Origin of the sequence: Amycolatopsis sp. NPDC051758 (assembly GCF_044453095.1) — a bacterium.
Taxonomy (GTDB): domain Bacteria; phylum Actinomycetota; class Actinomycetes; order Mycobacteriales; family Pseudonocardiaceae; genus Amycolatopsis.
In genome coordinates, this window is the sequence record NZ_JBITCJ010000005.1 from 38325 (window position 1) to 63164 (window position 24840).

General features: G+C 72.0%; 24 protein-coding genes. 14 read left to right on the forward strand and 10 right to left on the reverse strand.

Annotation, left to right across the window (positions count from 1 at the left end; translation table 11 throughout):
- The first annotated feature begins 31 nt into the window (after positions 1-31).
- From ACIA5G_RS23575 to ACIA5G_RS23615, 9 genes are all read left to right on the forward strand, one after another.
- Positions 32-1063, forward strand: a complete 1032-nt coding sequence (locus tag ACIA5G_RS23575; RefSeq protein WP_395926606.1) for a carboxymuconolactone decarboxylase family protein — start codon at positions 32-34, stop codon at positions 1061-1063.
- A 222-nt stretch (positions 1064-1285) separates the two neighbouring features.
- Positions 1286-2080, forward strand: a complete 795-nt coding sequence (locus tag ACIA5G_RS23580) for a TIGR03084 family metal-binding protein (RefSeq protein ID WP_395926608.1) — start codon at positions 1286-1288, stop codon at positions 2078-2080.
- 262 nt (positions 2081-2342) lie between these two features.
- Complete coding sequence (locus tag ACIA5G_RS23585) at positions 2343-8165, forward strand: SDR family NAD(P)-dependent oxidoreductase (RefSeq protein ID WP_395926610.1); 5823 nt, start codon at positions 2343-2345, stop codon at positions 8163-8165.
- 2 nt (positions 8166-8167) lie between these two features.
- The gene (locus ACIA5G_RS23590) at positions 8168-8620 is read left to right on the forward strand and encodes an acyl-CoA thioesterase (RefSeq protein ID WP_395926612.1); all 453 of its coding nucleotides are present in this window, start codon (positions 8168-8170) and stop codon (positions 8618-8620) included.
- A 38-nt stretch (positions 8621-8658) separates the two neighbouring features.
- Positions 8659-9198: a flavin reductase family protein gene (locus ACIA5G_RS23595; RefSeq protein ID WP_395927980.1), complete on the forward strand. Its 540-nt coding sequence runs from the start codon at positions 8659-8661 to the stop codon at positions 9196-9198.
- 13 nt (positions 9199-9211) lie between these two features.
- Positions 9212-10315: an SDR family NAD(P)-dependent oxidoreductase gene (locus ACIA5G_RS23600; protein WP_395926614.1), complete on the forward strand. Its 1104-nt coding sequence runs from the start codon at positions 9212-9214 to the stop codon at positions 10313-10315.
- Positions 10312-10512, forward strand: coding sequence for a DUF6222 family protein (locus ACIA5G_RS23605; protein WP_395926616.1), 201 nt, complete (start codon positions 10312-10314; stop codon positions 10510-10512). Before ACIA5G_RS23600 ends, ACIA5G_RS23605 begins: the two co-directional genes overlap by 4 nt.
- Positions 10509-12221, forward strand: a complete 1713-nt coding sequence (locus ACIA5G_RS23610) for an acyl-CoA carboxylase subunit beta (protein ID WP_395926618.1) — start codon at positions 10509-10511, stop codon at positions 12219-12221. The genes ACIA5G_RS23605 and ACIA5G_RS23610 overlap by 4 nt, the downstream gene beginning before the upstream one ends.
- A 10-nt stretch (positions 12222-12231) precedes the next feature.
- Positions 12232-12411 (forward strand): acyl-CoA carboxylase subunit epsilon, encoded by a 180-nt coding sequence (locus tag ACIA5G_RS23615; protein WP_395926620.1) that lies wholly within the window; start codon positions 12232-12234, stop codon positions 12409-12411.
- Between the two features lie 187 nt (positions 12412-12598).
- Here ACIA5G_RS23615 and tpx read toward each other — a convergent pair whose 3' ends face one another.
- Positions 12599-13138, reverse strand: a complete 540-nt coding sequence (gene tpx / locus ACIA5G_RS23620) for a thiol peroxidase (RefSeq protein ID WP_395926622.1) — start codon at positions 13136-13138, stop codon at positions 12599-12601.
- A gap of 11 nt (positions 13139-13149) precedes the next feature.
- Complete coding sequence (locus ACIA5G_RS23625) at positions 13150-13611, reverse strand: SgcJ/EcaC family oxidoreductase (RefSeq protein WP_395926624.1); 462 nt, start codon at positions 13609-13611, stop codon at positions 13150-13152.
- Positions 13612-13854: 243 nt separating this feature from the next.
- On the opposite strand from ACIA5G_RS23625, the gene ACIA5G_RS23630 reads away from it, so the two are divergent.
- Both ACIA5G_RS23630 and ACIA5G_RS23635 read left to right on the forward strand, forming a co-directional pair.
- Entirely contained in the window at positions 13855-14325 is a 471-nt protein-coding gene (locus tag ACIA5G_RS23630) for an SgcJ/EcaC family oxidoreductase (protein WP_395926626.1), read from the forward strand.
- A complete protein-coding gene (locus ACIA5G_RS23635) occupies positions 14322-14819 on the forward strand; it encodes an SgcJ/EcaC family oxidoreductase (protein WP_395926628.1) in 498 nt (165 codons plus the stop codon). The genes ACIA5G_RS23630 and ACIA5G_RS23635 overlap by 4 nt, the downstream gene beginning before the upstream one ends.
- A gap of 78 nt (positions 14820-14897) precedes the next feature.
- Here the strand turns inward: ACIA5G_RS23635 and ACIA5G_RS23640 are convergent, their stop codons facing one another.
- From ACIA5G_RS23640 to ACIA5G_RS23660, 5 genes are all read right to left on the reverse strand, one after another.
- The gene (locus ACIA5G_RS23640; RefSeq protein WP_395926630.1) at positions 14898-15443 is read right to left on the reverse strand and encodes a carboxymuconolactone decarboxylase family protein; all 546 of its coding nucleotides are present in this window, start codon (positions 15441-15443) and stop codon (positions 14898-14900) included.
- Entirely contained in the window at positions 15415-15861 is a 447-nt protein-coding gene (locus tag ACIA5G_RS23645) for a DUF6187 family protein (RefSeq protein WP_395926632.1), read from the reverse strand. The genes ACIA5G_RS23640 and ACIA5G_RS23645 overlap by 29 nt, the downstream gene beginning before the upstream one ends.
- A 259-nt stretch (positions 15862-16120) precedes the next feature.
- Positions 16121-17503, reverse strand: a complete 1383-nt coding sequence (locus tag ACIA5G_RS23650; protein WP_395926634.1) for an NAD(P)-binding protein — start codon at positions 17501-17503, stop codon at positions 16121-16123.
- Complete coding sequence (locus ACIA5G_RS23655) at positions 17500-17985, reverse strand: DUF6423 family protein (protein ID WP_395927982.1); 486 nt, start codon at positions 17983-17985, stop codon at positions 17500-17502. The genes ACIA5G_RS23650 and ACIA5G_RS23655 overlap by 4 nt, the downstream gene beginning before the upstream one ends.
- A 267-nt stretch (positions 17986-18252) precedes the next feature.
- The gene (locus ACIA5G_RS23660) at positions 18253-18573 is read right to left on the reverse strand and encodes a DUF6235 family protein (RefSeq protein ID WP_395926636.1); all 321 of its coding nucleotides are present in this window, start codon (positions 18571-18573) and stop codon (positions 18253-18255) included.
- A 341-nt stretch (positions 18574-18914) separates the two neighbouring features.
- On the opposite strand from ACIA5G_RS23660, the gene ACIA5G_RS23665 reads away from it, so the two are divergent.
- Positions 18915-19100, forward strand: coding sequence for a hypothetical protein (locus tag ACIA5G_RS23665; protein ID WP_395926638.1), 186 nt, complete (start codon positions 18915-18917; stop codon positions 19098-19100).
- Positions 19101-19180: 80 nt separating this feature from the next.
- Here ACIA5G_RS23665 and ACIA5G_RS23670 read toward each other — a convergent pair whose 3' ends face one another.
- Together ACIA5G_RS23670 and ACIA5G_RS23675 are read right to left on the reverse strand one after the other, a co-directional pair.
- Complete coding sequence (locus ACIA5G_RS23670) at positions 19181-19879, reverse strand: maleylpyruvate isomerase family mycothiol-dependent enzyme (protein ID WP_395926640.1); 699 nt, start codon at positions 19877-19879, stop codon at positions 19181-19183.
- A gap of 24 nt (positions 19880-19903) precedes the next feature.
- A complete protein-coding gene (locus tag ACIA5G_RS23675; protein ID WP_395926643.1) occupies positions 19904-21085 on the reverse strand; it encodes an acyl-CoA dehydrogenase family protein in 1182 nt (393 codons plus the stop codon).
- 221 nt (positions 21086-21306) lie between these two features.
- Here ACIA5G_RS23675 and ACIA5G_RS23680 point away from each other — a divergent pair, with 221 nt between their 5' ends.
- Positions 21307-22470: an epoxide hydrolase family protein gene (locus ACIA5G_RS23680; RefSeq protein ID WP_395926645.1), complete on the forward strand. Its 1164-nt coding sequence runs from the start codon at positions 21307-21309 to the stop codon at positions 22468-22470.
- Between the two features lie 77 nt (positions 22471-22547).
- Here ACIA5G_RS23680 and ACIA5G_RS23685 read toward each other — a convergent pair whose 3' ends face one another.
- The gene (locus ACIA5G_RS23685) at positions 22548-23117 is read right to left on the reverse strand and encodes a dihydrofolate reductase family protein (RefSeq protein WP_395926647.1); all 570 of its coding nucleotides are present in this window, start codon (positions 23115-23117) and stop codon (positions 22548-22550) included.
- Between the two features lie 192 nt (positions 23118-23309).
- On the opposite strand from ACIA5G_RS23685, the gene ACIA5G_RS23690 reads away from it, so the two are divergent.
- Positions 23310-24815, forward strand: a complete 1506-nt coding sequence (locus ACIA5G_RS23690) for an APC family permease (protein ID WP_395926649.1) — start codon at positions 23310-23312, stop codon at positions 24813-24815.
- The last annotated feature ends 25 nt before the right edge of the window (positions 24816-24840 follow it).

The following is a 24840-nucleotide window of genomic DNA, read 5'->3' on the forward strand; positions in this document are numbered from 1 at the left end:
GCGCGAGCTCAGCCGTTTTCGAGGAGGAGACATGGCTCCGGTGCTGGTGCGGCTCGCGCTGCGGCGCACGCTGCGGGACGTGAAGTACGTCGAGGCGGTGCGGCCGCGCCACGCGCGCGGGCTCGTCCGCGACGTCTACCGCCAGGTGGAACGGGACTTCGGGATGCTCGCCCCGCCGATGGCGCTGCACTCGCCGGCGCCGGACGTGCTCGCCGCGGCGTGGTTGATGCTGCGGGAGTCGCTGGTCGCGGGCGGCACGGCGAGCCGGGCGGACAAGGAGGTCGTCGCGGCCGCGGTTTCGGCGGCGAACTCGTGCCCGTACTGCGTCGAGGTGCACGGGATGGCCCTCGGCTCGCTGGGCGACCCGGTCGCCGCGGCGGCCATCCAATCCGGCGCCGCCGCGACGATCCCCGACCACGACACCCGCGCCCTCGCGGCCTGGGCGCGGGGCGCCGGCGGGTTGCCCGCGGGCGTCCCGGCCGGCACCGCGGCGGAGTTCGTCGGGGTGGCCGTGGCGTTCCACTACCTCAACCGGGTGGTGAGCGTCTTCCTCGGGCCGTCCCCGCTGCCGGAGGCGGTGCCGCCGGCGGCCCGGGCGAAAGCCAAGGCGGTGCTGGGCTTCCTGCTCAAGCCGGGCGCGCCGCCCCCGCCGGGCCGGGCGCTGGACCTGCTGCCCGCGGCGTCCGTGAGCGGCCCCGACTGGGCACCTCCGGGCGGGACGCTGTCGGACGCCTTCGCGCGGGCCGCGGCGGCCATCGAGGCGGCCGGGGAGCGGTCGATGCCGACGCGGGTGCGGGACCTCGTCCGCCGTGAGCTCAAGGCGTGGGACGGGGAACCGCCCGGGCTGAGCCGCGCGTGGGTCACCCCGGTCGTCGCGGAGCTGCCGCCGGAGGAGCGGCTCGTCGGACGTGTCGCGCTCCTGGTGGCCAAGGCGCCGTACCAGGTCGACGCGGCCGACGTGGCCGACTGGGTGCCGGGCGATCGTGGCCTGGTCGAGCTGGTCTCGTGGGCAAGTCTCGCCGCGGCCGTGGAGTTCGGTGACCGCTTGCCGCTGCGCGCGTGAAGAGAAGACCCTGACCGGCCCGGCAGGTGATGATCGAGGGGTCGGATCGACCGCCGGAGCGCGCAGCACCGGGACACACCGAAGCCCCCGGCCCGGTTCGCGCAGCCGCTTCGCGCGGCAGCGGATCCGGCGTCCGGCGGCCGCTGCGACGGTGGCTCCCAGCCACTGCCGGGGCGGCCGCCGGCGCACGACCACCAAGTCATAGCGGTGAGAGGAAAACAGGTGACTGACACCACGGGCGTGATCGCCGACCTGACCGCCGAGGGCGCCGAAGTCGACGCGCTCGTCGCCGGTCTCCACGAAAGCGGGTGGGACACCCCCACGCCGGCCCCCGGGTGGGCCGTCCGGCACCAGATCGGGCACCTGGCGTTCATCTTCCGGCTGGCCGGCCTCTCGGCCGCGCAGCCGGCGGCGTTCGTCCAGCTGACGAGCTCCCTTTCCGGTGGCCTGGAAGCGGCGGTGAACGCCGCGCTGGAGGAGTACATCCACGACCCGGCCGAGGTGCTGCTGACGCGCTGGCGGGCGGAGCGGGACGCGGGCATCAAGGCGCTCGCGGCCGTGCCGGGCGACCAGCTCGTGCCGTGGCTGGTCAACCCGCTGCCGCCGTACGTGCTGGCGTGCGCCGGGATGATGGAGCTGTTCGGCCACGGCCAGGACGTCGCCGACGCGCTCGGCGTGCGCCGCGAGCGCACCGACCGCATCAAGCACCTGGTCGGGTTCGCGGTGCGGGTCCGGGACTTCGGTTACGAGGCGCGCAACCTGACGCCGCCGGCCGAGGAGTTCCGGTTCGAGCTGACCGCGCCGTCGGGCGCGCTCTGGACGTTCGGGCCGGCGGACGCGACGCAGCGGATCACCGGCAGCGCCGAGGACTTCTGCCTGCTGGTGACCCGGCGGCGGCACCGCTACGACCTGGACGTGCGGGCCAAGGGCACGCTGGCCGACCAGTGGCTGGACATCGCCCAGGCCTACCGGGGCCCGGCGGGCGAAGGCCGGCGGCCGGGGCAGTTCACCGACTAGAAAATCCTTTGTGGACGGTTAGCGTCCTTGTCCGAGCGTGCTGAAGTGCAGGCCACGGGCAGGAAGGAAGACGACGGTCCCTGCCGTCCGGGAGATGCTGGACCCGGACGGACGGGCGGGACCGAGACGCGGAGGCCGCGGCGGTGCCGCGGCCGGACGGACGGGCAGGCCGCACCCGGGACCGCGATCCCGGGTGCGGACGACAGCGGGACCTGACGGACCCGGTGAGACTGGGCTCGAGAGCCAGTGGGAGTGCGGTGGCATGAGCGTTGAGCGGATTTCGATCGTCGGTATCGGCCTCCGATACCCCGACGCGAGTTCTCCGGAGGAGCTCTGGGAAAACGTGCTGGCCGGGCGCCGGGCGTTCCGCAGGCTCCCCGACGAGCGGATGAACCAGGCGGACTACTACTCGCCCGATCCCAAGGCGCCGGACCGCTTCTACTCGCAGAAGGCGGCGGTGCTGCGGGACTACGAGTTCGACCGCGTCGCGAACAAGGTGGCCGGCAGCACGTTCCGGGCCACCGACACCACACACTGGCTGGCCCTCGACGTCGCCGCGCAAGCGCTGGCGGACGCCGGGTTCGCCGCGGGTGAAGGCGCTCCGCGGACGAGCACCGGCGTGGTCATCGGCAACAGCCTGACCGGTGAGTTCTCGCGGGCCAACATCATGCGGCTGCGCTGGCCGTACGTGCGCCGCACGGTGGCGGCCGCGCTGACCGCCCGCGGCTGGGACGACGAGGAGACCGCGACCTTCCTGCGGGACCTCGAGGTCCAGTACAAGGAGCCGTTCCCGGAGATCAACGAGGACAGCCTCGCCGGTGGCCTGGCGAACACCATCGCCGGCCGCGTCTGCAACCACTTCGACTTCGCCGGCGGCGGGTACACCGTCGACGGCGCCTGCTCGTCGTCGCTGCTGTCCGTGGTGACCGCGGCGAACGCGCTCGTCCAGGGCGACCTGGACCTCGCCATCGCCGGCGGTGTCGACCTTTCCATCGACCCGTTCGAGGTCATCGGCTTCGCCAAGACCGGCGCGCTGGCCAAGCGCGAGATGAAGGTCTACGACGCCGACTCCAACGGCTTCTGGCCCGGCGAGGGCTCGGGCATGCTGGTCCTGATGCGCGAGAGTGACGCGCTCGAGCAGGGCAAGCGGATCTACGCCTCGATCGGCGGCTGGGGCGTCTCCTCCGACGGCAAGGGCGGCATCACGCGGCCCGAGGCTGCCGGGCACCGGCTGGCGCTGCAGCGCGCCTACGACCGCGCCGGCTACGGCGTGGAGACGGTGTCCTACTTCGAGGGGCACGGCACCGGCACCGCGCTGGGCGACGCCACCGAGATCGAGGCGCTGTCCACCGCCCGCCGCGACGCCGACCCGCTGGCCAAGCAGGCCGCGCTGTCGACGATCAAGGGCAACATCGGCCACACCAAGGCCGCGGCGGGTGTCGCCGGCCTGATCAAGGCGACGCTGGCGGTGTACCACCAGGTCATCCCGCCGGCCACCGGGCACTACGAGCCGCACGAGTCGCTGACCGGCTCGTCAGCGCGGATGTATGTCCCGCGTGACGCCTCGCTCTGGCCGGCGGACCAGCCGGTCCGCGCCGGTGTCTCGGCGATGGGCTTCGGTGGCATCAACTCGCACATCACGGTCACCGAGGCGCCGACCGCGCCCCGCCGCCGGGAGCTCGACGAACGGGCCCGCGAGCTCGTCGCCGGGCGCCAGGACGCCGAGCTGCTGCTGTTCGACGCCGACGACGTCGCCACGCTGCGCGGGAACGTCGCCGCGGCGCTGGAGGTCGTGCCGAAGCTGTCGTTCGCCGAGCTGACCGACCTCGCGGCCTCGCTCGCCGGGGACCTGGCGGGCCGTCCGGTGCGCGCCGCGGTCGTCGCGGGCAACCCGGAGCAGGCCGAGCGGAAGCTGACGAAGCTGATCGAGAAGCTCGAAGAGAGCGACTCGGTGTTCGACGCCGCCGACGGCGTCTTCGTGAGCAGCCGGACTTCGGAGCCGAAGATCGGCTACCTGTTCCCCGGCCAGGGATCCGGCCGTGGTGGCGACAGCGCGCTGCGTCGCCGGTTCACCGCCGCCGAGGAGATCCACCGCGCCGCCGGGCTGCCGGTGAGCGGTGACCAGGTCGCCACCGAGGTGGCCCAGCCGCGCATCGTCACCGGTTCGCTGGCCGCGCTGCGCGTGCTGCGTTCCTTCGGTGTCGAGGCGGTCACCGCGACCGGGCACAGCCTCGGCGAGCTGACCGCCCTGCACTGGGGCGGCGCGCTCGACGAGCGGGCGCTGCTCGACCTGGCGAAGGTCCGCGGCAAGGTGATGGCCACGACGAGTGGTGAGGGCACCGGCGCGATGGCCGGCATCGCCGCTTCGCCGAGCCGGGTCGAAGAGCTCGGCCTCGGGTCCGACGTCGTCATCGCCGGGTACAACGCCCCCGAGCAGACCGTGCTCTCCGGGCCGGCCGAGTCGATCGACCGGATCGTCGCCCGGGCCAAGGCCCAGGGCGTCAGCGCCACCCGGATCAAGGTCTCGCACGCGTTCCACTCGCCGCTGGTCGAGCCGGCCGCGGCCGCGATGACCGGCCGGCTGGGCGAGTTCAGCTTCTCGCGGCTCGAGCGGCCGGTGGTCTCGACCGTCAGCGGCGACGTGCTGCACGCGGCCGAGAACCTGCCGGAGCTGCTGCGCGAGCAGATCGTGCTGCCGGTGCGCTTCCGCGAGGCCGCCACCAAGGTGGCCGAGCGCAGCGACCTGGTGGTCGAGGTCGGCCCCGGCCGGGTGCTGACCGGGTTGTTCGAGGAGATCGCGCCGGACACCCCGGTGCTGGCGATCGACTCGGACAACGCGTCGCTGGCCGGTCTGCTGCGAGTCGTCGGCGCGGCCTTCGCGCTCGGCGCGCAGCTCTCGCTGGACACGCTGTTCGAGGGTCGGGTCGTCCGGCCGCTGCCGATCGACGGCAAGTTCTCGTTCCTCGCCAGCCCGTGTGAAGCGGCTCCGGCGATCGACAGCGAGCTGGCCGCCGAGCTGGCGGCGGAGAAGGCGGAGGCCGCCGAGGCCGACGCCGGCGCCGACAACTCCGGCAGCTCGACCCTGGACCTGCTGCGCAAGCTCGCCGCCGAGCGCGTCGAGCTGCCGCTGGAGACCGTCACCGCCGACACCCACCCGCTCGACGACCTGCACCTGTCGTCGATCACGGTCGGGCAGCTGGTCAACGACGTCACCCGGGCGCTGGGCCGGCCCGCCCTGGAGGGCATGCCGAACTTCGCGACGGTGTGCCTCGGGGAGCTCGCCGAGATGATCGACGAGCTGGCGCAGACGGCGAAGCCCGCCGACGCCGGCCCGAACGAGGCCGCGGGTGTCGGGCCGTGGGTCCGGCCGTTCGCGGTCGAGTACGTGCCCGCGCCGCGGCCCACCGCGGACCTCACGCCGGGCATCGGCAACGCCCAGTGGCAGGTCTTCTCGACGCCGCGGCACCCGCTGGCCGAGCCGCTGAAGGCGGCGCTCGCCTCGGCGGGCGCCGGGGACGGTGTGCTGCTCTGCCTGCCGGCGGACTGCGACTCCAGCCACGTCGGCCTGTTCCTCGACGCCGGCCGCGCGGTCATGGCCGCCCCCACCGGCACGCGCTTCGTGGTCGTGCACCACGGTTACGGCGCGGCCGGCCTGGCCCGGACCTTGCGGCTCGAGGACCCCTCGGCGAAGACCACGATCGTCGACCTCGCCGACCCGACGCCGTCGGGTGCCGACGAGATCACCGCGGCCGTGCGGGCCGTGACGGCCGAGGTCGCCGCGACCACGGACTTCACCGAAGCCCGGTACGGCGCCGACGGCGGACGCACGGTGCCGCGGCTGTCCGCACTGCCGGCCGCCCCGACCGGGCCGATCCGCGAATCGCTGGACCAGACCGACGTCCTGCTCGTCACCGGTGGTGGCAAGGGCATCACGGCGGAGAGCGCGCTGGCGCTGGCCAAGGACTCCGGGGCCAAGCTGGCCCTGCTCGGGCGCAGTGACCCGGAGACCGACACCGAGCTGGCGGAGAACCTCGACCGGATGGAGGCCGCGGGCATCCGCTACCGGTACGAGCGGGCCGACGTCACCAGCGCGACGCAGGTCGGCGAGGCGGTCGCCCGGATCCAGGCCGAGCTCGGCACGGTCACCGCGGTGCTGCACGGCGCCGGCCGCAACGAACCGGCCGCGCTCTTCAGCCTCACCGAGGACAGCTTCCGCAAGACCCTCGCCCCGAAGATCGGCGGGCTCAACGCGGTGCTCTCGGCGGTCGACCAGGACCGGATCAAGCTCCTGGTCACCTTCGGCAGCATCATCGGCCGGGCGGGCCTGCGCGGGGAAGCGCACTACGCCACGGCGAACGACTGGATGACCGAGCTGACCCTGCGCTTCGGCCAGGAACACCCGCAGGCGCGGGCGATCGCGCTGGAGTGGTCGGTCTGGTCCGGCGCCGGCATGGGCGAGAAGCTCGGTGTCGTCAGCGCGCTGATGCGCGACGGCATCACGCCGATCCCGCTGGACGAGGGCATCACCATCCTCCGCCAGGTGCTGGCCGACCCGGCCGCGCCGCCGGTGCTGGTGGTGTGCGGCCGCACTTCGGGCCTGGCCACCCTGCCGATCCAGAAGCGCGAGCTGCCGCTCACCCGGTTCGTCGACCGGGCGGTCGTGCACTACCCGGGTGTCGAGCTGATCACCGAGGCGGACCTGTCCGACGGCAGCGACCCGTACCTGACCGACCACCTGCTCGACGGGCAGCTGCTGTTCCCGGCGGTGCTCGGCATGGAGGCGATGACGCAGGCCGCGGCCGCGACGCTGGACCGCACCGGCGCGCCGGTGCTCTCCGACGTCGAGTTCCTCCGGCCGATCATCGTCGCACCGGGCGGGTCGACCACGATCCGGCTGGCCACGCTGGCCCGCGACGCCGACACCGTCGACGTCGTGATCCGCAGCGACGAGACCGGCTTCAGCGCCGACCACTTCCGGGCGCGGCTGAGCTTCGCGCGGCCGGCGGAGCTCGGCGAACGGGTGCCGCGCGACATCGCGCTGCCGCCGGTCCCGGTGGAGCCGATCAGCGAGCTGTACGGCTCGGTCCTGTTCCAGGGCAAGCGGTTCCAGCGGGTTCTCGGCTACCGGCGGGCGAGCGCCCGGCACGCGGTCGCCGAGATCGCGACCACCGCGGACCACGCCTGGTTCGCGCCCTTCCTGCCGCAGGACCGGCTCCTGGCCGACCCGGGCACGCGGGACGCGATGATGCACGCGATCCAGTGCTGCGTCCCGGACGCGACGCTGCTGCCGCAGGGCATCGAGAAGCTGTACCTGGCCGAGCCGGGTGTCCAGCACGACGAGTACGTCCTGCTGGACGCGAAGGAACGCTTCCAGGACGGCGACAGCTACGTCTACGACCTCGACGTACGCAACCCGGACGGGACGCTGGTCGAGCGCTGGGAAGGGCTGAAGCTGCGCGCGGTGCGCAAGCGCGACGGCGCGGGGCCGTGGGTCCCGTCGATGCTCGGGTCCTATGTGGAGCGTGCGTGTGAGCGCCTGCTCGGCGGGACGCGGTCGGTCGTGCTGGAGCCCGACCCCGCCGGCCGCCCGGCCGAGGGCATCGCCGAGCGGAGGGCGCAGACCGCGCTCGCCGCGGGCCGGGCGCTCGACACGCCGATCGAGGTCCGGTACCGCCCCGACGGCAAGCCGGAGTGCGACAACGTGAACGTCACGGCGTCGCACACCTCGCAGCTGACGCTCGTGGCCACCGGTCCCGACCAGGTCACCGTCGACATCGAGACGGCGATCGAACGCACCGAAGAAGACTGGGCCGGGTTGCTCGGCGAAGAGCTCCTCGCCCTCGGCCGGCTGCTGGCCGCCGACACCGGGGAACCGATCAGCGTGGCCAACACGCGGGTCTGGAGCGCGATCGAGTGCGTCCGCAAGAGCGGCTCGATGACCCAGTCCCTCACCGTGCGCCAGGTCGACGCCGACGGGTGGGCGCTGCTCGCCAACGGTGCGGCGCGGATCGCGACCTGGTCGACCACCGTCAACGACCGGACCGACCCGATCGTGTTCGCGGTGCTCCACTCAGAGGGGAACTGAAGATGACCGACTATTTCGAGATCCGCCACACGGTCGGCTTCGAAGAGACCAACCTGGTGGGCAACGTCTACTACGTGAACTACGTGCGCTGGCAGGGCCGGTGCCGCGAGATGTTCCTCAAGGAGAAGGCCCCGGCCGTGCTCGAGGAGGTCCGGCACGACCTCAAGCTGTTCACCCTCAAGGTGGACTGCGAGTTCTTCGCCGAGATCACCGCGTTCGACGAGCTGTCCATCCGGCTGCGCCTGGAAGAGCTGACGCAGACCCAGATCCAGTTCACCTTCGACTACGTCCACCTGCACCCGGACGGCGAGCGGCTGGTCGCCCGCGGCCGCCAGCGCATCGCCTGCATGCGCGGCCCCAACACGGCGACCGTGCCGTCGCGGGTGCCGGAACAGCTCCGCGAGGCGCTGGCGCCGTACCACGCGGCGGGCTCGGTCAACGGCAAGGGGGTCTGATCGTGTCGATCGATCCGGACCGGCCACCGGAGCGGGGGGTGCTCAAGCGGCTGCCGACCTCGGCGGCGCGGCGCGGGCTCTCGGCCCAGCCCGGCCTGCGCCAGGTGATGTCCCAGTTCGCGACCGGCGTCACGGTGCTGACGGCGGGCGGGGACGACGCGCACGGGATGACCGCGAACGCGTTTTCCTCGGTCTCGCTGGAGCCGCCGCTGGTGCTCTGCTGCGTGGCGAAGGCGGCGCGGATGCACACGTCCATCGTGTCCGCGGACTCGTTCGCGGTGAACATCCTCTCCGCCGAGCAGCAGGACCTGTCCAAGTACTTCGCCGACTGGCGCCGGCCCGACGGGATGGCCCAGTTCGACGCGGTGGGCTGGTCGGCGGGCGCCAAGACCGGGGCGCCGTTGCTGGACGGCACGCTGGCCTGGCTGGAATGCGAGCTGGCCCAGGTGCTCGACGGCGGTGACCACTCGATCTTCCTGGGCCGGGTGGTCGCCACCAGCCGGGGCAGCGGCGAGGACGCGCTGGTCTTCTACGGCGGCAAGTACCACGAAGTCGACGGGCGCGCCCGCGCGGCTTGAGAAGGGAAAGGTCATGCTGATCGCGGTCACGGGCGGCACCGGGTTCCTCGGTGCGCACACCGTCGTGGCGCTGCTGCGGCAGGGCCACCGGGTGCGCCTGCTCGCCCGTGACCCGGCCCGCGTGGCCAATGCGCTCGCGCCGCTCGGTGCCGATCCGTCCACTGTGGACGTCGTCGCCGGGGACGTCACGGCGCCCGAGGCGGCCGGGCGGCTGGTCGCCGGGGCGGACGCGCTGCTGCACGCGGCGGGCGTCTACACCTTCGACAGCCGCCGCCGCGCCGAGCTGGCGCGGGTGAACGTCCACGGCACCGAGGTCGTCCTCGACGCCGCGCGCCGGGCGGGCACCGGGCGGATCGTGCACGTCTCCACCGTCGGGGCGCTCTACCCGACGCGGGAGCCGTCGATCGGCCCGGCCAGCCCGGTCGGCGAACCGCGGGAGGCCTACCTCGCGTCGAAGGCCGCCGCCGAGCGGATCGCCCGCGGGCACCGCGACGCCGGCGCGCCGGTCACCATCACCTACCCGCCGGCGCTGCTCGGCCCGCACGACCCGCACCTGGGCGACCAGAACGCGCGACTGCGGGACCTGCTGCGCGGGCTGATGCCGATCTGGCCGTCCCGCGGGCTGCCGATCGGCGACGTCCGCGACTCGGCGGACCTGCACGCGCGGCTGCTCGGCGGGACGCCGGAGCCGGCCGGCGGCGCCTACTTCGGGCCGGGACACTTCCTGGCCACCCGCGAATACCTCGCGACGGTCCGCGCCGCGACCGGGCGGCGGCTGCCCGCGGTGTTCCTGCCGCCGCGGTCGATGTACCCGGTCGGCCGGGGCGCGGACCTCCTGCAGCACGTCTGGCCGTGGCACATCCCGGCCGAATACGGCGCGATCTACGTCTGCGCCACCGCCGTGCCCGTCGACGACGCCGCGCCGCGCGCGGACGTCCCGGCGCGCCCGGCGCTCGAAACGGTGCACGACACGGTGGCCTGGTTGCACACGACCGGGCGGCTGACCGACCGGCAGGCCGGCATCGCGGCCGGGCCGGCCACTGCGTTCACTGCGTCCAATTCGGACGCCGGTCCCGGCGCGCCCGGGGCCGCAGAGATCGAGGAGGCCCTGTCATGACCGCCAGCGACGCCACCGAACCCACCCGCATCGCCGCCGCACCGGCACCCGCCGCCGCGGCGCTGGACGCACCCGCCGAATGGCCGGTCCGGCCGATGCCCCGGCTCGGCCGCGGCATCGTGTGGTCGGACATCGTCGCCGAGATCGAGCGGGACAACGCCGCCGGCGCCGGATCCCGGATGCGAGACGCCGCGTGAGCGGTCGGCACGAGTCCGGGGCGCAACGCGCCGACGACACCGAAGTGGTGCCGGTTCCGGAAGCGCTGCACCCGGGCCGTCGCCGGTTCGCCCGCGTGGACGACGGCGACGCCCAGGTGATCGCCCTGGCCAGGACGGCCGAGCCGGTGGCGCCGGAGCCGGCGGAGATGCCGCTCCTGCGCCAGCAGCGCGAAGAGCTGCGCGCCCACATCGTCGAGGGCAAGCTCGAGGCGGTCCGGCGCCAGCACTCGCTGGGCAAGCTGACCGCCCGCGAACGGCTCGACCTGTTGCTGGACGAGGACTCGTTCGTCGAGGTCGAGCCGTACCGCCGGCACCGGGCGAGCGGCCCGGGGCTCACCGGCAACCGGCCCTACACCGACGGTGTCGTCGCGGGCTCGGGCACGATCGACGGCCGCCGGGTGTTCGTCTACGCCCAGGACTTCACCGTCTTCGGCGGTTCGCTCGGGGAAGCGCACGCGAAGAAGATCCACAAGGTGCTCGACCTCGCGGTCGCGAACGGCGCCCCGGTGATCGGGCTCAACGACAGCGGGGGCGCGCGCATCCAGGAGGGTGTGCTCGCGCTCGACGGTTACGGCGGGATCTTCCGCCGGCAGGTCGACGCCTCCGGGGTCATCCCGCAGATCAGCGTGATCCTCGGGCCGTGCGCCGGCGGCGCCGCGTATTCCCCGGCACTGGCGGACTTCGTGTTCATGGTGCGGGACACCGCGCGGATGTACCTGACCGGGCCGGACGTCGTCGAGTCGGTGACCGGCCGCCGGGTGACCCACGACGAGCTCGGCGGCGCGGACGTGCACGGCTCGATGTCCGGTGTGGCCACGGTGGTGCACGACGACGAGGAGAGCTGCCTGGCCGACGTCCGGTACCTCGTCTCGCTGCTGCCGTCGAACTACCTCGACGTCCCGCCGGGCGTCGCGGAAACCGGGGCGACCGACGACTACCGGCCGCGGCTGGCCGAGATCGTCCCGGTCCAGCACAACCAGCCCTACGACATGCGCGAGGTGTTCACCGAGGTCGCCGACGACGGGGAGTTCTTCGAGCTGCACGAAGGCTGGGCCCGCAACGTGCTGTGCGCGCTCGCCCGGATCGACGGGCGGGTCGTCGGCTTCGTCGGCAACCAGCCGGCGGTGTTCGCCGGTGTCCTCGACGGTCCCGCGTCGCAGAAGGCCGCGCGGTTCGTGCGCTTCTGCGACGCCTTCAGCATTCCGCTGGTCAGCTTCGTCGACGTGCCCGGCTTCCTGCCGGGGGTCGAGCAGGAGCGCGGCGGGATCATCCGGCAGGGCGCGCAGCTGCTGCACGCCTACTGCGAGGCGACCGTGCCGCGGATCCAGGTGATCGTGCGCAAGGCCTACGGCGGCGCGTACATCGTGATGGACTCGCGATCGATCGGCTGCGACCTGTCGCTGGCCTGGCCGACGAACCAGATCGCCGTGCTGGGCGCGGAAGGCGCGGTGAACATCCTGCACCGGCGGGAGCTGGCGGCGGCCGACGACCCGGAGGCCCTCCGCGCGAAGCTCACCGACGACTACACCCGCGAGTACCTGAACCCGAGCTACGCCGCCGAACGCGGGCTGGTCGACGACATCATCGACCCGGCCGAGACCCGCGCGGCGCTCGCCAGGGGCCTGGCCATGCTGGCGGACAAGCGGAAGCCGGGCCCGGCGCGCAAGCACGGGAACCAGCCCATCTAGGAGAAGTGCGATGGACGAGCTGAGGGTGGTGCGCGGTGACCCGGACGACTTCGAGCTGGCCGCGCTGATCATCGTGCACGCCGCCCTGCGCACCCGCCGCCCCGCGGCGGAACCCCGCCGGTCGTCGTGGGGCCGTCCGCACGGCTGGGCCGGGGCGCCGGCGGCCTGGCGGCGTTCAGGCCTGCCCTGACTCCCGGCACACCGAAGAGGCCGTGAACGACTCGTTCACGGCCTCTTTTGTTTGCCACGAAGGGCGCCCTCATGGCTTTTGAGTCCATCAGGGCGCCCTTCAGGGCTTTGCGAGCGGAAGCCCGCCGGGGCAGCAGAAGGGCCGCCGCCGGCGGATCACGCCGGGCGGCGGCCCCTGTTCCCGCGGTTCAGGCAGCGCGATCCGAGCGCGCCCGTTCCGCCTCCTTGGCGGCCGCGACGGCCGCGTCGTAGTCGGGCTCCTGCTCGATCGCCGGGACGTACTCGGCGTGGACCACCGCGCCGTTCGCGTCCACCACGAAGACCGCGCGGGCCAGCAGGCGGAACTCCTTGATGAGCACGCCGAACGCCTGGCCGAACGCGACGTCGCGGTAGTCCGACAGCACGCGGACCCCGGTGACGCCGGCCGCGCCGCACCAGCGGGCCTGCGTGAACGGCAGGTCGACCGAGATCGTCAGCACCGAGGTCTCGCCGAGCTCGGTGACGGCCTCGTTGAAGCGGCGCGTCTGCGTGTCGCAGACCGGCGTCTCGAGCGACGGCACGACCGAGATCACCCGCGTGCCCGTCAAGGTGGAGAACTGCACCGGCGACATGTCGCCGGCCAGCACGGTGAAGTCCGGCGCCTGGTCGCCCACGGCGATCTCCGGGCCCACCAGGGTCACCGGGTGTCCGCGGAAGGTCGTGACCCCCGCGCGTTCGGTCGTCGTCATCTCGCCTCCGCTCAGCCCTTGACCGGGCTCGTCTGCTGCGAAACGAGCAGCCATTCCTCGCCGACCCGGGTGGTGACCCAGCTGCCGCGGACGACCTGCTCCTCGGGCACGGCCGTCTCGGCGCCGTACAGGACACCGCCGTCGGTGAGCACCACGGCCACACCCGGCTCCAGCAGCTTGATCTCGATCGGCTCGGTGTGCAGCCGCGTGCCGGCCAGCGGGCCGCCTTCGCCGAACGCGCGGGCGAAGTACTCGCGGATGGCTTCGCGGCCGTTGATCTGCTCGTCGTCGACGAGGATGCTGCCGTTCTCGGTGAACGTGTCAGCGAACGCGTCGGCGTCGTTGGCGTCCCACGCGGCGCGGGCGCGCAGGGGCGCGGTCAAGGCCACGCTCTCGTCACCCTGGGTGAACTTCCCGTAGTACGTGGCCCACTGCTTGGCCCCCGCGACGAGGGACGATGCCTTCTCGGACATCCGGCTCTCCTGACTGACTCTCCGGGGCTGGCTTCCGGGTGCCGCTACGGACTCCCGCTGTCCGTGTCAGGATGCCGCGAACGGGGGTACCGCAGCGTCTCCTCGACTGCGCGGGGCCCGGCCCGGAAATGCGCCGTCGGCAACGGAGAAGACGTTCCCGGCGCGCCGTTCCTGCGACCATTTTCGCGTATGCGCTGATCGTATGACACCCGTGGTCGGCCGACTTAGCGAAGGAGATGCACAGTGTCCGGAACCACTTCCGCCGAGGAGCAGGCCAAGTTGGACGCCTACTACGGTGGGTTCACCTCGGAACGGGAAAAGGAAGCTCTCGACGTTCCGCTGCGGCTGATCGCGGCGTGGACGAAGAACGACGGTTACGGCGTGGCCAAGTGCTTCACCGAGGACGGGATCCTGATCCTGCCCGGTGACGTGCTGAAGAAGGGCCGCGACGCGGTCGGCTCGTTCATGACCGCCGCGTACGCCGGTCCGTTCAAGGGTACCGGTGTCACCGGCCGCCCGGTCGACGTCCGGTTCGTCTCCGACACCGTGGCGCTGCTGCGCACGCACGGCGGCATCCTCGCGCCGGGCGAGACGGAGATCGACGAGGAGCTGGCCGTCCGCTCGACCTGGGTCGTCGTCAAGCGGGACAACGAATGGCAGCTCGCCGTCTACCAGAACAGCCCCCGCGGCGCCGGCGCGACCTTGCGCTGGTGACCAGACAGGAGATCACTGTGTCGGACAATTCGTGGGGCAATGCCACGGAAATCCTCGCGGCGCACGGCGTCGAAGAGGACACGTCGTTCTACCGCGAGTTCGTCAGCGACGACGAGAAGGCCGCACTGACCGTGCCGCAGCGCATCCAGGACGCCTGGCTGCAAAACGACGCGGACGCCTTCGCGGACGTCTTCGCGGAGAACGGCAGCCTCCTGCTGCAGGACAACCAGCTGGTCAGCCGGGAGGAGATCCGGGGTTACCTGCGGGCGTCCTTCGTGGGCGTGCTCAAGGGCGCGCACGTCCGCGGCTGGCCGCTGGAGGTCAAGTTCCTGACCCCGGACGTCGCGATCGTCGTGACCGAGGGCGGGATCATCCGCCCGGGGGAGTCGGAATCCGCTCCGGAGAACCAGATCCGCGCGGTCTGGGTGATCGCTCGCCGGGCGACCGGTGAGCTGAGCCTGATCTCGCACCAGAGCAGCCCGATCAAGGGCTGACGCCGGCCGGAAACCCGCCGGCGCGGTGCCGGCGGGTTTCTTGGCGCGTGCGGCTACGTGTCCACAAAGGACTGTGGGTTATTCGTCGAGGAACTTCGCCAGACCGGCGTAACCGACCTCCGCGAGCCGCTCGCCGGACTCCGTGGCGTAGGCGGCGTCCGCCTTGATGCCGATGCCTTCGACCATCCGGTTCATGAAGTTGAACAGCGCGCAGACGAGCACGGCGTCGTGCAGCGCGTTCTCGTCCCAGCCCGCCGCGAACACGGCCTCGGCATCGGCTTCGGTCATCCGCGACGGCGTCCGGGTCAGCTTGCCGACGTAGGCCAGCACCGGCTTGAGCTTGTCGGACACCGGAGCGTTGTCCAGGTCGGCGACCGCCGCCTCGAGCAGCCCGGCCGGCACCCCGAAGGCCTCCGCGGTCACCGTGTGGATGCCGTGGCAGTAGTCGCAGCTGTTCAGCCCCGAGACGTAGGCGGCGATCATTTCGCGTTCCCCGGTGGTGAACGGCGAATCCCCGCGCAACAGCGTCTCGTGGAAGGCCAAGAGGTGCTTGGCCGGCTCGGGGTGGGCCCGGAAGACCTGCAGCAGCGTCGTTTCAGCCGGCAGGGACTTCAGGTACGACATCGTGGAGTTCCTCTCGATCGCAGAGCCGCTCGATTTCGTCACGACGGATCCAGCAGGCGGTCAGGTAGCTCCGCAACGCCGGACCCGCACCGGAGACGGCCAGGGCGACCCGGTCGGCGGTGTCCCGCCACTCCCGGCGCATCCCGCCGGAGGGCGTCTTCCCGGGCACGGCTTCGACGGCCGGCCGCAGCCGCCGCCACTGCTTCGCCCCACTGGTGACCAGCTCGGCGTGCCCGGTGCTGAACACGCCGTGGCGCGCCCGGTCGACCGCCTGGGTGACCAGGGCCGGATCATCGGCCAGCCCGGCAAACCCCAGACCGGCGAGCAGCCGGTCCGGGTCCAGGCCGAGCAGGATGACGCCGGCTTCCTCCTCGGCCGAGGAGTCGAGGTCGGGCAGGTCGAAGCGCGAGTCAGGCATCGGTCGTCACCTCCGCGAGGTCGCTACGGGGTCCCGGCCCGAGCGCCCCAATGTGGCCTTCGGTGCGTGAGACGCACCCAAGGCGGCCTTCGGTGCGTCTGACGCAACCAAGGCCGCCTTGGGGCGCTCGGGGCCGGGCGAGGCAAGGCCGGGCATCGGCGCCTCCGGTCGGCCGGAGGCGAGCCCAGGCAGGCCGGAGTGGTTGTCCGGTCCCTGCCCCAGCCCTGCTGCCGAGCGGGTGAAACGGGCGAGGTGTGGGTCAGACACCGGCGCCCACCTTGTTCAGGTGCCGCGCGTCCACCGCCGCGCCGTCGTGGCGCAGGCTGCGGGCGACCGCGTCGGCTACCCGTGCCGTGGCGACCCGGTGGCCGTCGATGTTGCGGGCCGCGGGTCCGAGGACCATCCCGGCCGCCGCGCCGACCACCGACACCCGCGGGGCGTGCGTGTAGGCGAGAGTGCGCTCGTCCAGGTCGGGCCAGCCGTCGCGCTCGCCGACGGCGAACGCCGGCAGCAGCCCGCGGCCGGTCTCCGGTGTGGTGCCCAGCGCGAGCACGGCGTGGTCACCGCTCACCCGGCGGCCGCCGGCGAGCCGCAGCACCGCCGTCCCGCCCATCCCGGCCGAAAGCCCGGTGATCGTCTCGCCGCGGTGCACGACCAGGCGTCCTTCGGCCTCGGCCCGCTGCAGCGCCGGCCGGAACTCGAACATGACCGACGCCCGCCGGTACTCGGCGAAGAGCCGGAGCCGGTCGGCCCACCGGACCCCGCCGATCCGGGCGCGGCCCTCCGGCCGGAAGAACTTCGAGTTCACGTCGGCGCACTGGTAGTGCTCGCCGGTCGCGCGGACCACCCAGTGCACTTCACGCCCGGCCTCGAGCGCCGCGGTGATGAGGTGGGCCGAGCTCAGCCCGGCGCCGACGACCACCTGGCGGCCGCCGATGCCCGCCGGCAGCCGCTCGTCCCAGTACGTCACCCCGGGTGGCGCGGCGCCGCCGCCCCACCAGGATTCCGGCGCCTCCCGGCGTTCCTCGCCGGGGCACAGCACGACGTGGCGGGCGGTGACACTGCCCCGGTCGGTGTGCACGACGACCTCGTCGGCCCCCGGGCGCACCTGCCCGGCGGTGGCCCGCCAGGTCTTCTCCGCGACTCCGTGCGTGGCGACGAGGTGCTCGCAGTAGGCCTCGAAGACGTCCACCGGCACAACCGAGCGGTGGCCGGCCTGCGACATCCGCACTTCGCGCCGTTCGGTCGGCGTCAGCCGCCCCCAGTGCAGCCGCGCGAAGTCCAGCAGCTCGCAGTCGCGGTACCCCTCCACCCCGGGGTGGTGTTCGTACGGCGACCGCAGCACCCGCTGGCCGAGCAGGTCGATCCGGCCGAAGAACCGCCCGCACGCCCGCCCGCCCCGGTCCAGGACGACGACGTCGCGCACCCCGTGGTGCCACAGCGCCGACGTGACCGCGAGCCCGGCGGGGCCCGCTCCCACGACGACGACGTCGGCGCGGGCCGGCAGCTCGTCCCGCAGGGGCACGGGGGTGGCCGGCAACCGCGGCCAGTCCCGGCCGCGGGGTGAATCGAGCAGGTGCGGCTCCGGGACGAACGACGTGCTCGTCAAGGTCCCCGGGGCGCCGGCGGGCGCGGAGGTCATCCGATCACGGTGACGGGGACGACGATCTCCACCATCGGCCGCCGGGCCATGCCGTTCGTCACGAGCTCTTCGAGCGTCTGCTCGGACTGCTCGAGGGTGTCGGTGGCGACGGGGCTGTAGCGCGAGTACGAGTAGGCGGGCTTCCGCGCGCTCGTCTCCATTTCGTACACCTTGAGGACCGCCTCGCCGGGCCGCACCTCACCACCGTAGAAGGTCAGGCGGCGCTGGTCCGGGGTCATGAACGACTTGGTGAACTGCCGTGACATCACCAGGGTTTCCGGGTCGTTCACGAAGGTCGACTCGTCGTCCATCACGACCTGCATCGCGACCCAGGTCTGGTCGGTCAGGTTCGTCTCGGACTTGATGATCTGCCAGCGCCCCGGCTCCGGCAGGTTCACCGTCACCGAAACGTCGTGGTCGGTGGTGTCGATGGCGCCGGAAATCATCAGCACCCTCCGCCGGACGTCGGCGACGCCCGCCATTTGGATGTCTTTCGCGCGCACGCGGCCGGATACATCCAGCCCGGCGAATTCCGGTGATGACATTTGCGTGGCCTCCTCGTTTTTCCCCCGGGATCCCCAGTGTTCAGCCAACTAGGCTGAGGATTCCAGAGCGGGAGAGGCGACGCAAGATGACTAACACATGATCGCGTCGGGCGTTTGACCCAGACGGACGAACTGTTGCGCAAATTATTACGACATCCGGCGCGCGTTCGCGCGCGAACGGGTCATCGCCCGCGCGCAAACGGCTCAGAGCTCGTCGACGTCGGCTTCGACCTCGACGGAGAGTGCCGACACATCCGGGTGGGCCGCCTCGTCGTCGAGCGTGCCGACGTAGAGGAGTTCGAACGACTCACCGCGGTTGATGCAGACCTTGACCGTGAGATCGGCTTTCACCAGAATCGTGAAATTCTGGATGTTCTCGGGATCGCCGAATACGTCGTAAATGAGGAATGCCGAACCGTCGCCGATCGCGAACATCGCCTCGTAGACGATGTTCCGCTCGGCCTGGGTGGCCGTGGCCGACCACTGTTCCAGCACCTCGAGTCCCGCGACGAGCTGGAGGCGCATAGCCATCCGCTGGCCTCCCAACAGGCGCACACCGAAGAGCGGGGGAGCGGGTCCGGACGTGCGCGCGACGGCCCGCCGATGGACGGTCGGAGGCCGAAGTCTCCCCCCGAACGATCTGACCTCAAGTCTGCTGGGCGGCGGCACCGCCGGGCATCTCCGAACTTGCCCAACGCGGCCGGCCCGCACCCGGCGCAGGGCACGAGAAGCGGCACGGCCACTTCGTGCGGTGAGCTTGACAGTAAGGAAAACCCCAGCAGCGCGAAGCCTCCGAGGTGTGCGATGACCGAACGTCCTGACCCCGCGCGAAATCCTGTCCGGCGAGCGGCCGGGACGGAGGAGCCGTGAGCGCCGCCGAACGGCAGCGGACCTGCGCCGCCTGTGGCGGGCCGTTCGCCGAGGGTGAGCCGACGGACGTCGAGGTGCTCCTGGACGGCGCCGTGCGGTACGTGGCCGTCCACAGCGGCCACAGCACGTTCCCCCGCAAGGGGGACGGCGAAGCGCTCACAGCGCCGGGAAAAGCGGCCTGACGGTCGTTTCCGCCGGCTCGCCCGGACCACAAAAAGCCGGCGACGGATCGCTCCGTCGCCGGCTTCGTGCGGATCTTGCGCTACCGCCACGCCCACCGCAGGCCACCGTCGGCGACCATCGGCTCGGCCGCCGTCGCCGGCGGGGTGAAGGCTGCCCAGGTGAACGCCGGGAGCCACGGCCCGGGGTCGGCACTCCACTCCAGCGCCCGGATCTGGCCGGTCGTGCGGCGGCCGGTGAACGAGCGCAGGACGTCGTAGTCGGCGCCGGTCACCACCGCGGCCGGCGCGCCGTCCCCCAGCGTCCACCGCTGTCCTGCGGCGACCACCTCGAGCGCCGGGGCGCCGTGCTCGCCGAGGTACCCGCCCATCCCGCGCACGACCACGTCGAGCGAGCGCAGGAACGCCGGGTGCCCCGGCTCGGGCGCGGTGCCGAGGGCCCGGTGCAGGTCGAGCTCGTGGCTGAGCGCGTCCATGATCATGAGCCGGCCGCCGCCCGCCCCGATGAGGGACGCCACCTGCTCACCGAGCACCGACCACGAGTCGAGCACCACATCCAGCGGACCCGCCACGGCGGCCGCCTCCGCGGCGGCGTCCGGTTCGGCCCCCTTGCGACGCGTGACGAGCGCGGCGATCTCCACCAGGTGGGCCAGGAGGTCGCGGACGGTCCACCCCGGGCAGGCGGGGACCACCCGGCCGGCGGAGTCACCCGCCGACGTCGCCAGCACGCTCACGGTCTTGACGAGGTGGCGGTAGACGGCGTCGTCGGGCAGCTCGGTCATGGGTGCCTCCGTTCGGGCTCGCACTCAGATGTACTGCGTGTTCGGCTCGAGCCCGCACAGAGAACGGCCGTACAGCTCGAAGTTGGTGTTCGGGTGCATCAGGCCGTGCAGGCTGAACGCCTGCATGTCGCGCCGGATCCGCTGGATCGGCTTGGACAGCTTGATCGACGAGCCCCCGCTCGCGGACGCCAGCACGTCGACGGCCTCCGCGACCAGCCGCACGAGGCGGCCGAGCCGGCCGCGGTTGTGCATCCGCTCCTCGAGCGTCCAGGCTTCGCCCGCGGTGCCCTTCTCGTCGAGGACGGTGGCCATCTTCCAGGCGTAGTACTCCGCTTCCTCGAGCTTCAAGGCCGCCTCGGCGATCTCGAAGTGCGTGACCGGAGCCGCGCTCTGGAGGGTGTAGTCGGTGAATGCGATCGGCCGGCCCGGCAGGCTCTGGCGGAACTCGGCCAGCGCCGCGCGGCCCATCCCGATCGCCACGCCGATGAACCCCGCCGCGCCGGTCGGGATCATCGGGGTGCGGAACACCGGGGAGGCGGCGTTGAGCTCGGACGCGAACTGCTCCTGGAGCACCAGCGCCATCGGCAGGGTGCGCTCGAGCGGGACGAACAGGTTCTCGGCCACCGTGTTGACACTGCCGGTGCCGGCGAAGCCCGAGGTGTTCCAGTCGTCGTCGATCTTCAGGTCCGACATCGGCACCAGCGCGGCCACCGGCCACTGGCTGCCGTCCGGGGCCGGGGCCATCGCCATGATGGCCTGCCAGTGGCTGTGCCGCGCGCCGCTGACGAAGTGCCAGCGCCCGTTGACGACCAGGCCGCCCTCGGCCTCGGTCGCGACCGCGGTCGGGCTCAGCGCCACGCAGATCCGGGCGGCGGGCGTGGCGAACACCTCGTCCTGCACGTGGTCGGGGAACGCCGCGGCCATCCAGTCACCGATCGCCCACACGGCGGTGTTCCACCCCGCCGAGGCGTCGGCCGACGAGATGACCGACAGGATCTCGCCCATCTCGCGCGCACTCACCTCGTGGCCGCCGTACCGTTCCGGCCGGCGCATGTCGAACAGGCCGGCCTCGGCGAGCGCCTCGACCACCTCGCCGTCCAAGGAGCGGTTCTGCTCCGACAACGGGGCTTTCGACTCGATCAGCGGCACCAGGTCTTCGGCCCGCTTCCGGAGCTCGTCCGCCGACACAATGGCGTTTCCTGACACGACGCCCTCCAATCAGTCGCAGCGTGACTCACGCGCGTCGGCCTCGACGATCCTGGAAGCACCGGGCTCGATCGTCTCTTTCCTTGCGCCGCGGTTCGCGGCGCCGGAAGCCGAGCAACCGTGAAGACGCGGGTGCGCCCCGGCCGTGACCACGATGTGCCTGGGGTTCCGGGCCACGCGCGGACCCCTGCCCACCCCCGGCCGAGGAAAGGTTGACCTCGATGCGTCCCTATCGGATCGAAATCCCCGATTCCGAGCTCGCGGACCTCCGCGCGCGAATCGCCTCGACCCGGTGGCCGACCGCGGTGTCGGTCCCGGGCTGGGAGCGCGGTGTCCCCGCCGACTACCTCCGTGAGCTCGCCACGTACTGGCAGTCCACCTACGACTGGCGGGCGGCGGAGCGGGAGCTGAACCAGTACCCGCAGTTCATCACGGAGATCGACGGCACCGACGTCCACTTCCTGCACGTCACCTCGGCGGAGCCGGGCGCGACGCCGCTGCTGCTCACCCACGGCTGGCCCGGTTCGATCGTCGAGTTCCTCGACGTCATCGGCCCGCTCACCGACCCCCGCGCGCACGGCCTCGACCCCGCCCAGGCGTTCCACCTGGTCATCCCGTCCATCCCCGGGCACGGCTTCTCCGGTCCGGTCACCGAGCCCGGCTGGGACGTCAAGCGCGTCGCCGCGGCGTGGGCGGAGCTGATGCGGCAGCTCGACTACGACACCTACGTCACCGCGGGCGGCGACTGGGGTTCGATCATCTCCCTCGAGCTCGCCCACATCGCGCCCGAGCACGTGCAGGGTGCGTACGTGTCGATGCTGCTGACCGTGCCGTCGGGTGACCCGGCCGAGATGGGGCAGCTGGACGAGTCGGACTTCGGCCGGCTGGCCGAGCTGGGCCGGTTCGACGCGGAGCTGTCCGGCTACATGAAGGTCCAGACCACTCGGCCGCTCACCGTCGGGTACGGCCTCACGGACTCGCCGGTGGGGCAGCTCGCCTGGATCGTCGAGAAGTTCCACGACTGGAACAAGGCCGTCAAGACGCCGGAGGAGGAGGTCGGCCGGGACCGCCTGCTGACCAACGCCACCCTCTACTGGCTGACCGGGACCGCGACGTCGTCGGCGCAGTTCTACTACGAGTCCGCGGCGCACCTCGGCGCGATCTTCACCCCGGGGGTGGCGCCGGCGCCGGTCACCGTCCCGATCGGCGTCGGGGTCTTCGGGCAGGACCCGGGGCTGCCGATCCGGAAGTTCGCCGACCGCGACTACGCCACCATCACCCACTGGTCGGAGTTCGACCAGGGCGGGCACTTCGCCGCGCTGGAGCAGCCGGAGCTGTACGTCGGCGACCTGCGGACGTTCGTCGCCTCGCTGGGTGGCCGCTAGCCAAAAGGAAACGGACGTCGGTGCTGCCTCTCTCGGCGGCACCGGCGTCCGTTCTTTTGGTGGTTCGGGCTTTTTGCTTACTTCTTGACCGCATAGCGCAACAGGACCACGCCGGTTTCGAACGAAGTGGCTTCGAGCACCTCGAGGTTCTCGCTGCTTTCGAAGAAGCGCGTTCCCTTGCCACGGGTGGCCGGGCAGACCCGCATCTGGACCTCGTCGACGACACCCGCCTCGAAGAGCGAGCGCACCAGGGTGAGGCTGCCCCACACCCAGATGTCCTTGCCCTTCTTCTTCTTGAGGTCCTTGATCGTGGCGACCGGGTCGGCGGTCACCGTGGCGGCCGGCCAGTCCTCGCCCCACGGGGCCTCTTCGAGCGTCGTCGAAGCGACGAACTTGGTGAGGGCGTTGACCTTCTTGCCGTAGACACCCTGGTCTTCGGCGGTCGGCCAGTACCCGACGGACATGTTGTAGGTGTTGGCGCCGAGGATCATCGTGTCGACCGAGTCGATGAACGCCATCACGCTGTCCTGGAACGGGCTCGTGGTGTTGTCGTCGAACGGCTCGCCGGACACGAAGCTCAGGCCGCCGTCCTCCTCGGCGACGATGTTGTCCACAGTGGCCCATTGCTGAACGATGATTTTTCGCATGCGCCCGATGTTAGCAGAACCCATTTTGCATACGTCCGGTATGCGTTTCTCATATGCTGCTCCGGTGGTTTTGCACATGATTCCTGGTGAGCGGAAAGTTGTTTCGTCGCAGCAACGAAGACGTCGTCGGGCAGGGCGGTGCGCCACCCTGGACAGCACTTCCGCAAAGAGCAACGAGAGCTGCAGGTAGCCATGAATCAGTCTCCTTCGTCCCCGGAAACCCGGCTGCGCGGCACCTTGAGCACCCCGAAGATCGTCTTCCTCGTCGTCGCCGCGGCGGCGCCGATGGCGTCGATGGTCGGGACGGTGCCGCTGGCCTTCGCCATCGGCAACGGTGCCGGTTTCCCCGCCATGTTCGTGTTCGCCGGCCTGACCCTGCTGTGCTTCTCCGTCGGCTACGCCGCGATGAGCCGCCGGATCGTCGACACGGGGGGCTTCTACACCTACATCGGCGCGGGGCTCGGCAAGCGCGCGGCCGTCGGTGGCGGCCTGGTCGCGGTGATCGCGTACAACGCCGCCACGGTGGGGCTGGCCGGCGCGTTCGCCTACTTCGCGCAGCTCGCCGGGCAGGCGTTCGGGCTCGACCTGCCGTGGCCGGTGTGGGCCGGGGTGGGGCTGCTCGCCATGGGGCTGCTGGGCTACCGCGCGATCGACCTGAGTGTCCGCGTCCTCGCCGTGCTGATGCTCGCCGAGGTCGGCATCCTCGTGCTGCTCGACGGCGCCGTCATCGCGCGTCACGGCTTCGCCTCGTTCCCCGGTGTCTCCTTCTCCCCGGGCGCGGTCTTCGGCACGGCCGTGGGTGTTTCGCTGATGTTCGCCTTCATCTCCTACATCGGCTTCGAATCCGCGGCGCTGTACGGCGAGGAAGCCCGCAACCCCAAGAAGAGCGTGCCGCGGGCGACCTACATCTCCGTTGTGCTCGTCTCGGTGTTCTACGCGCTGAGCAGCTGGGTCGGCGTCGGCGCGGTCGGCCCGGACCGGCTGCAGGCCGCCGCCGGGGAGCAGCAGGGCATGCTGTTCTTCAACCTGAGCGACGACTACCTCGGCACCGCCATCACCGGGATCATGCAGCTGCTGCTCGTCACCAGCCTGTTCGCCGGCATGCTCGCCATGCACGGCGCGGCGAACCGCTACCTGTTCGTGCTCGGCCGTGAGCGCGTGCTGCCCCGGTTCCTCGGCGCGGCCCGGACGAAGTCGGGTTCGCCGCACAAGGCGAGCCTGACGCAGACCGCCTTCTGCGTGCTGGTCGTCGCGATCTTCGCGCTCGCCGGCGCCGACCCGTACCTCGGCCTCTCCACCACCATGATCGGCCTCGGCACGCTCGGCATCATCGTCATCCAGGCCGCGGCCGCGGTGTCGGTGATCGGGTTCTTCGCCCGGCGTTCGGGGCGGCACTGGTGGCGGACGTTTCTCGCGCCCGGGCTGGGCTTCGCCGGCCTCGCGGTGTCGGCCGTGCTGCTGGTCGGCAACTTCTCGCTGCTGACCGGGAGCACCAACCCGATCGTGGCGCAGCTGCCGTGGGTGCTGCTCGTCGCGGCCGTCTTCGGCGCCGGCTACGCCACCTGGCTGAAGGCGCGCCGGCCCGAGCGGTACACCACGCTGGCCGCCGGCGCGGAACGCGACCCGGACGGCGCCGGCGCCCCCGCCGACGGACCGGTCCGGCTCGTCCGGCCGGAGCAGGACGACCTCGCCGCCTGACCGCCCATTCCCCTTGAGGAGCACA

What these genes read in the sequence shown, in the direction of transcription:
- ACIA5G_RS23575 (WP_395926606.1), top strand. Translation starts at nt 32, where the DNA reads ATGGCTCCGGTGCTGGTGCGGCTCGCGCTGCGGCGCACGCTGCGGGAC.
- ACIA5G_RS23585 (WP_395926610.1), top strand. Translation starts at nt 2,343, where the DNA reads ATGAGCGTTGAGCGGATTTCGATCGTCGGTATCGGCCTCCGATACCCC.
- ACIA5G_RS23590 (WP_395926612.1), top strand. Translation starts at nt 8,168, where the DNA reads ATGACCGACTATTTCGAGATCCGCCACACGGTCGGCTTCGAAGAGACC.
- ACIA5G_RS23600 (WP_395926614.1), top strand. Translation starts at nt 9,212, where the DNA reads ATGCTGATCGCGGTCACGGGCGGCACCGGGTTCCTCGGTGCGCACACC.
- ACIA5G_RS23605 (WP_395926616.1), top strand. Translation starts at nt 10,312, where the DNA reads ATGACCGCCAGCGACGCCACCGAACCCACCCGCATCGCCGCCGCACCG.
- ACIA5G_RS23615 (WP_395926620.1), top strand. Translation starts at nt 12,232, where the DNA reads ATGGACGAGCTGAGGGTGGTGCGCGGTGACCCGGACGACTTCGAGCTG.
- tpx (WP_395926622.1), bottom strand. Translation starts at nt 13,138, where the DNA reads ATGACGACGACCGAACGCGCGGGGGTCACGACCTTCCGCGGACACCCG.
- ACIA5G_RS23625 (WP_395926624.1), bottom strand. Translation starts at nt 13,611, where the DNA reads ATGTCCGAGAAGGCATCGTCCCTCGTCGCGGGGGCCAAGCAGTGGGCC.
- ACIA5G_RS23640 (WP_395926630.1), bottom strand. Translation starts at nt 15,443, where the DNA reads ATGTCGTACCTGAAGTCCCTGCCGGCTGAAACGACGCTGCTGCAGGTC.
- ACIA5G_RS23645 (WP_395926632.1), bottom strand. Translation starts at nt 15,861, where the DNA reads ATGCCTGACTCGCGCTTCGACCTGCCCGACCTCGACTCCTCGGCCGAG.
- ACIA5G_RS23650 (WP_395926634.1), bottom strand. Translation starts at nt 17,503, where the DNA reads ATGACCTCCGCGCCCGCCGGCGCCCCGGGGACCTTGACGAGCACGTCG.
- ACIA5G_RS23655 (WP_395927982.1), bottom strand. Translation starts at nt 17,985, where the DNA reads ATGGCGGGCGTCGCCGACGTCCGGCGGAGGGTGCTGATGATTTCCGGC.
- ACIA5G_RS23660 (WP_395926636.1), bottom strand. Translation starts at nt 18,573, where the DNA reads ATGCGCCTCCAGCTCGTCGCGGGACTCGAGGTGCTGGAACAGTGGTCG.
- ACIA5G_RS23670 (WP_395926640.1), bottom strand. Translation starts at nt 19,879, where the DNA reads ATGACCGAGCTGCCCGACGACGCCGTCTACCGCCACCTCGTCAAGACC.
- ACIA5G_RS23680 (WP_395926645.1), top strand. Translation starts at nt 21,307, where the DNA reads ATGCGTCCCTATCGGATCGAAATCCCCGATTCCGAGCTCGCGGACCTC.
- ACIA5G_RS23685 (WP_395926647.1), bottom strand. Translation starts at nt 23,117, where the DNA reads ATGCGAAAAATCATCGTTCAGCAATGGGCCACTGTGGACAACATCGTC.
- ACIA5G_RS23690 (WP_395926649.1), top strand. Translation starts at nt 23,310, where the DNA reads ATGAATCAGTCTCCTTCGTCCCCGGAAACCCGGCTGCGCGGCACCTTG.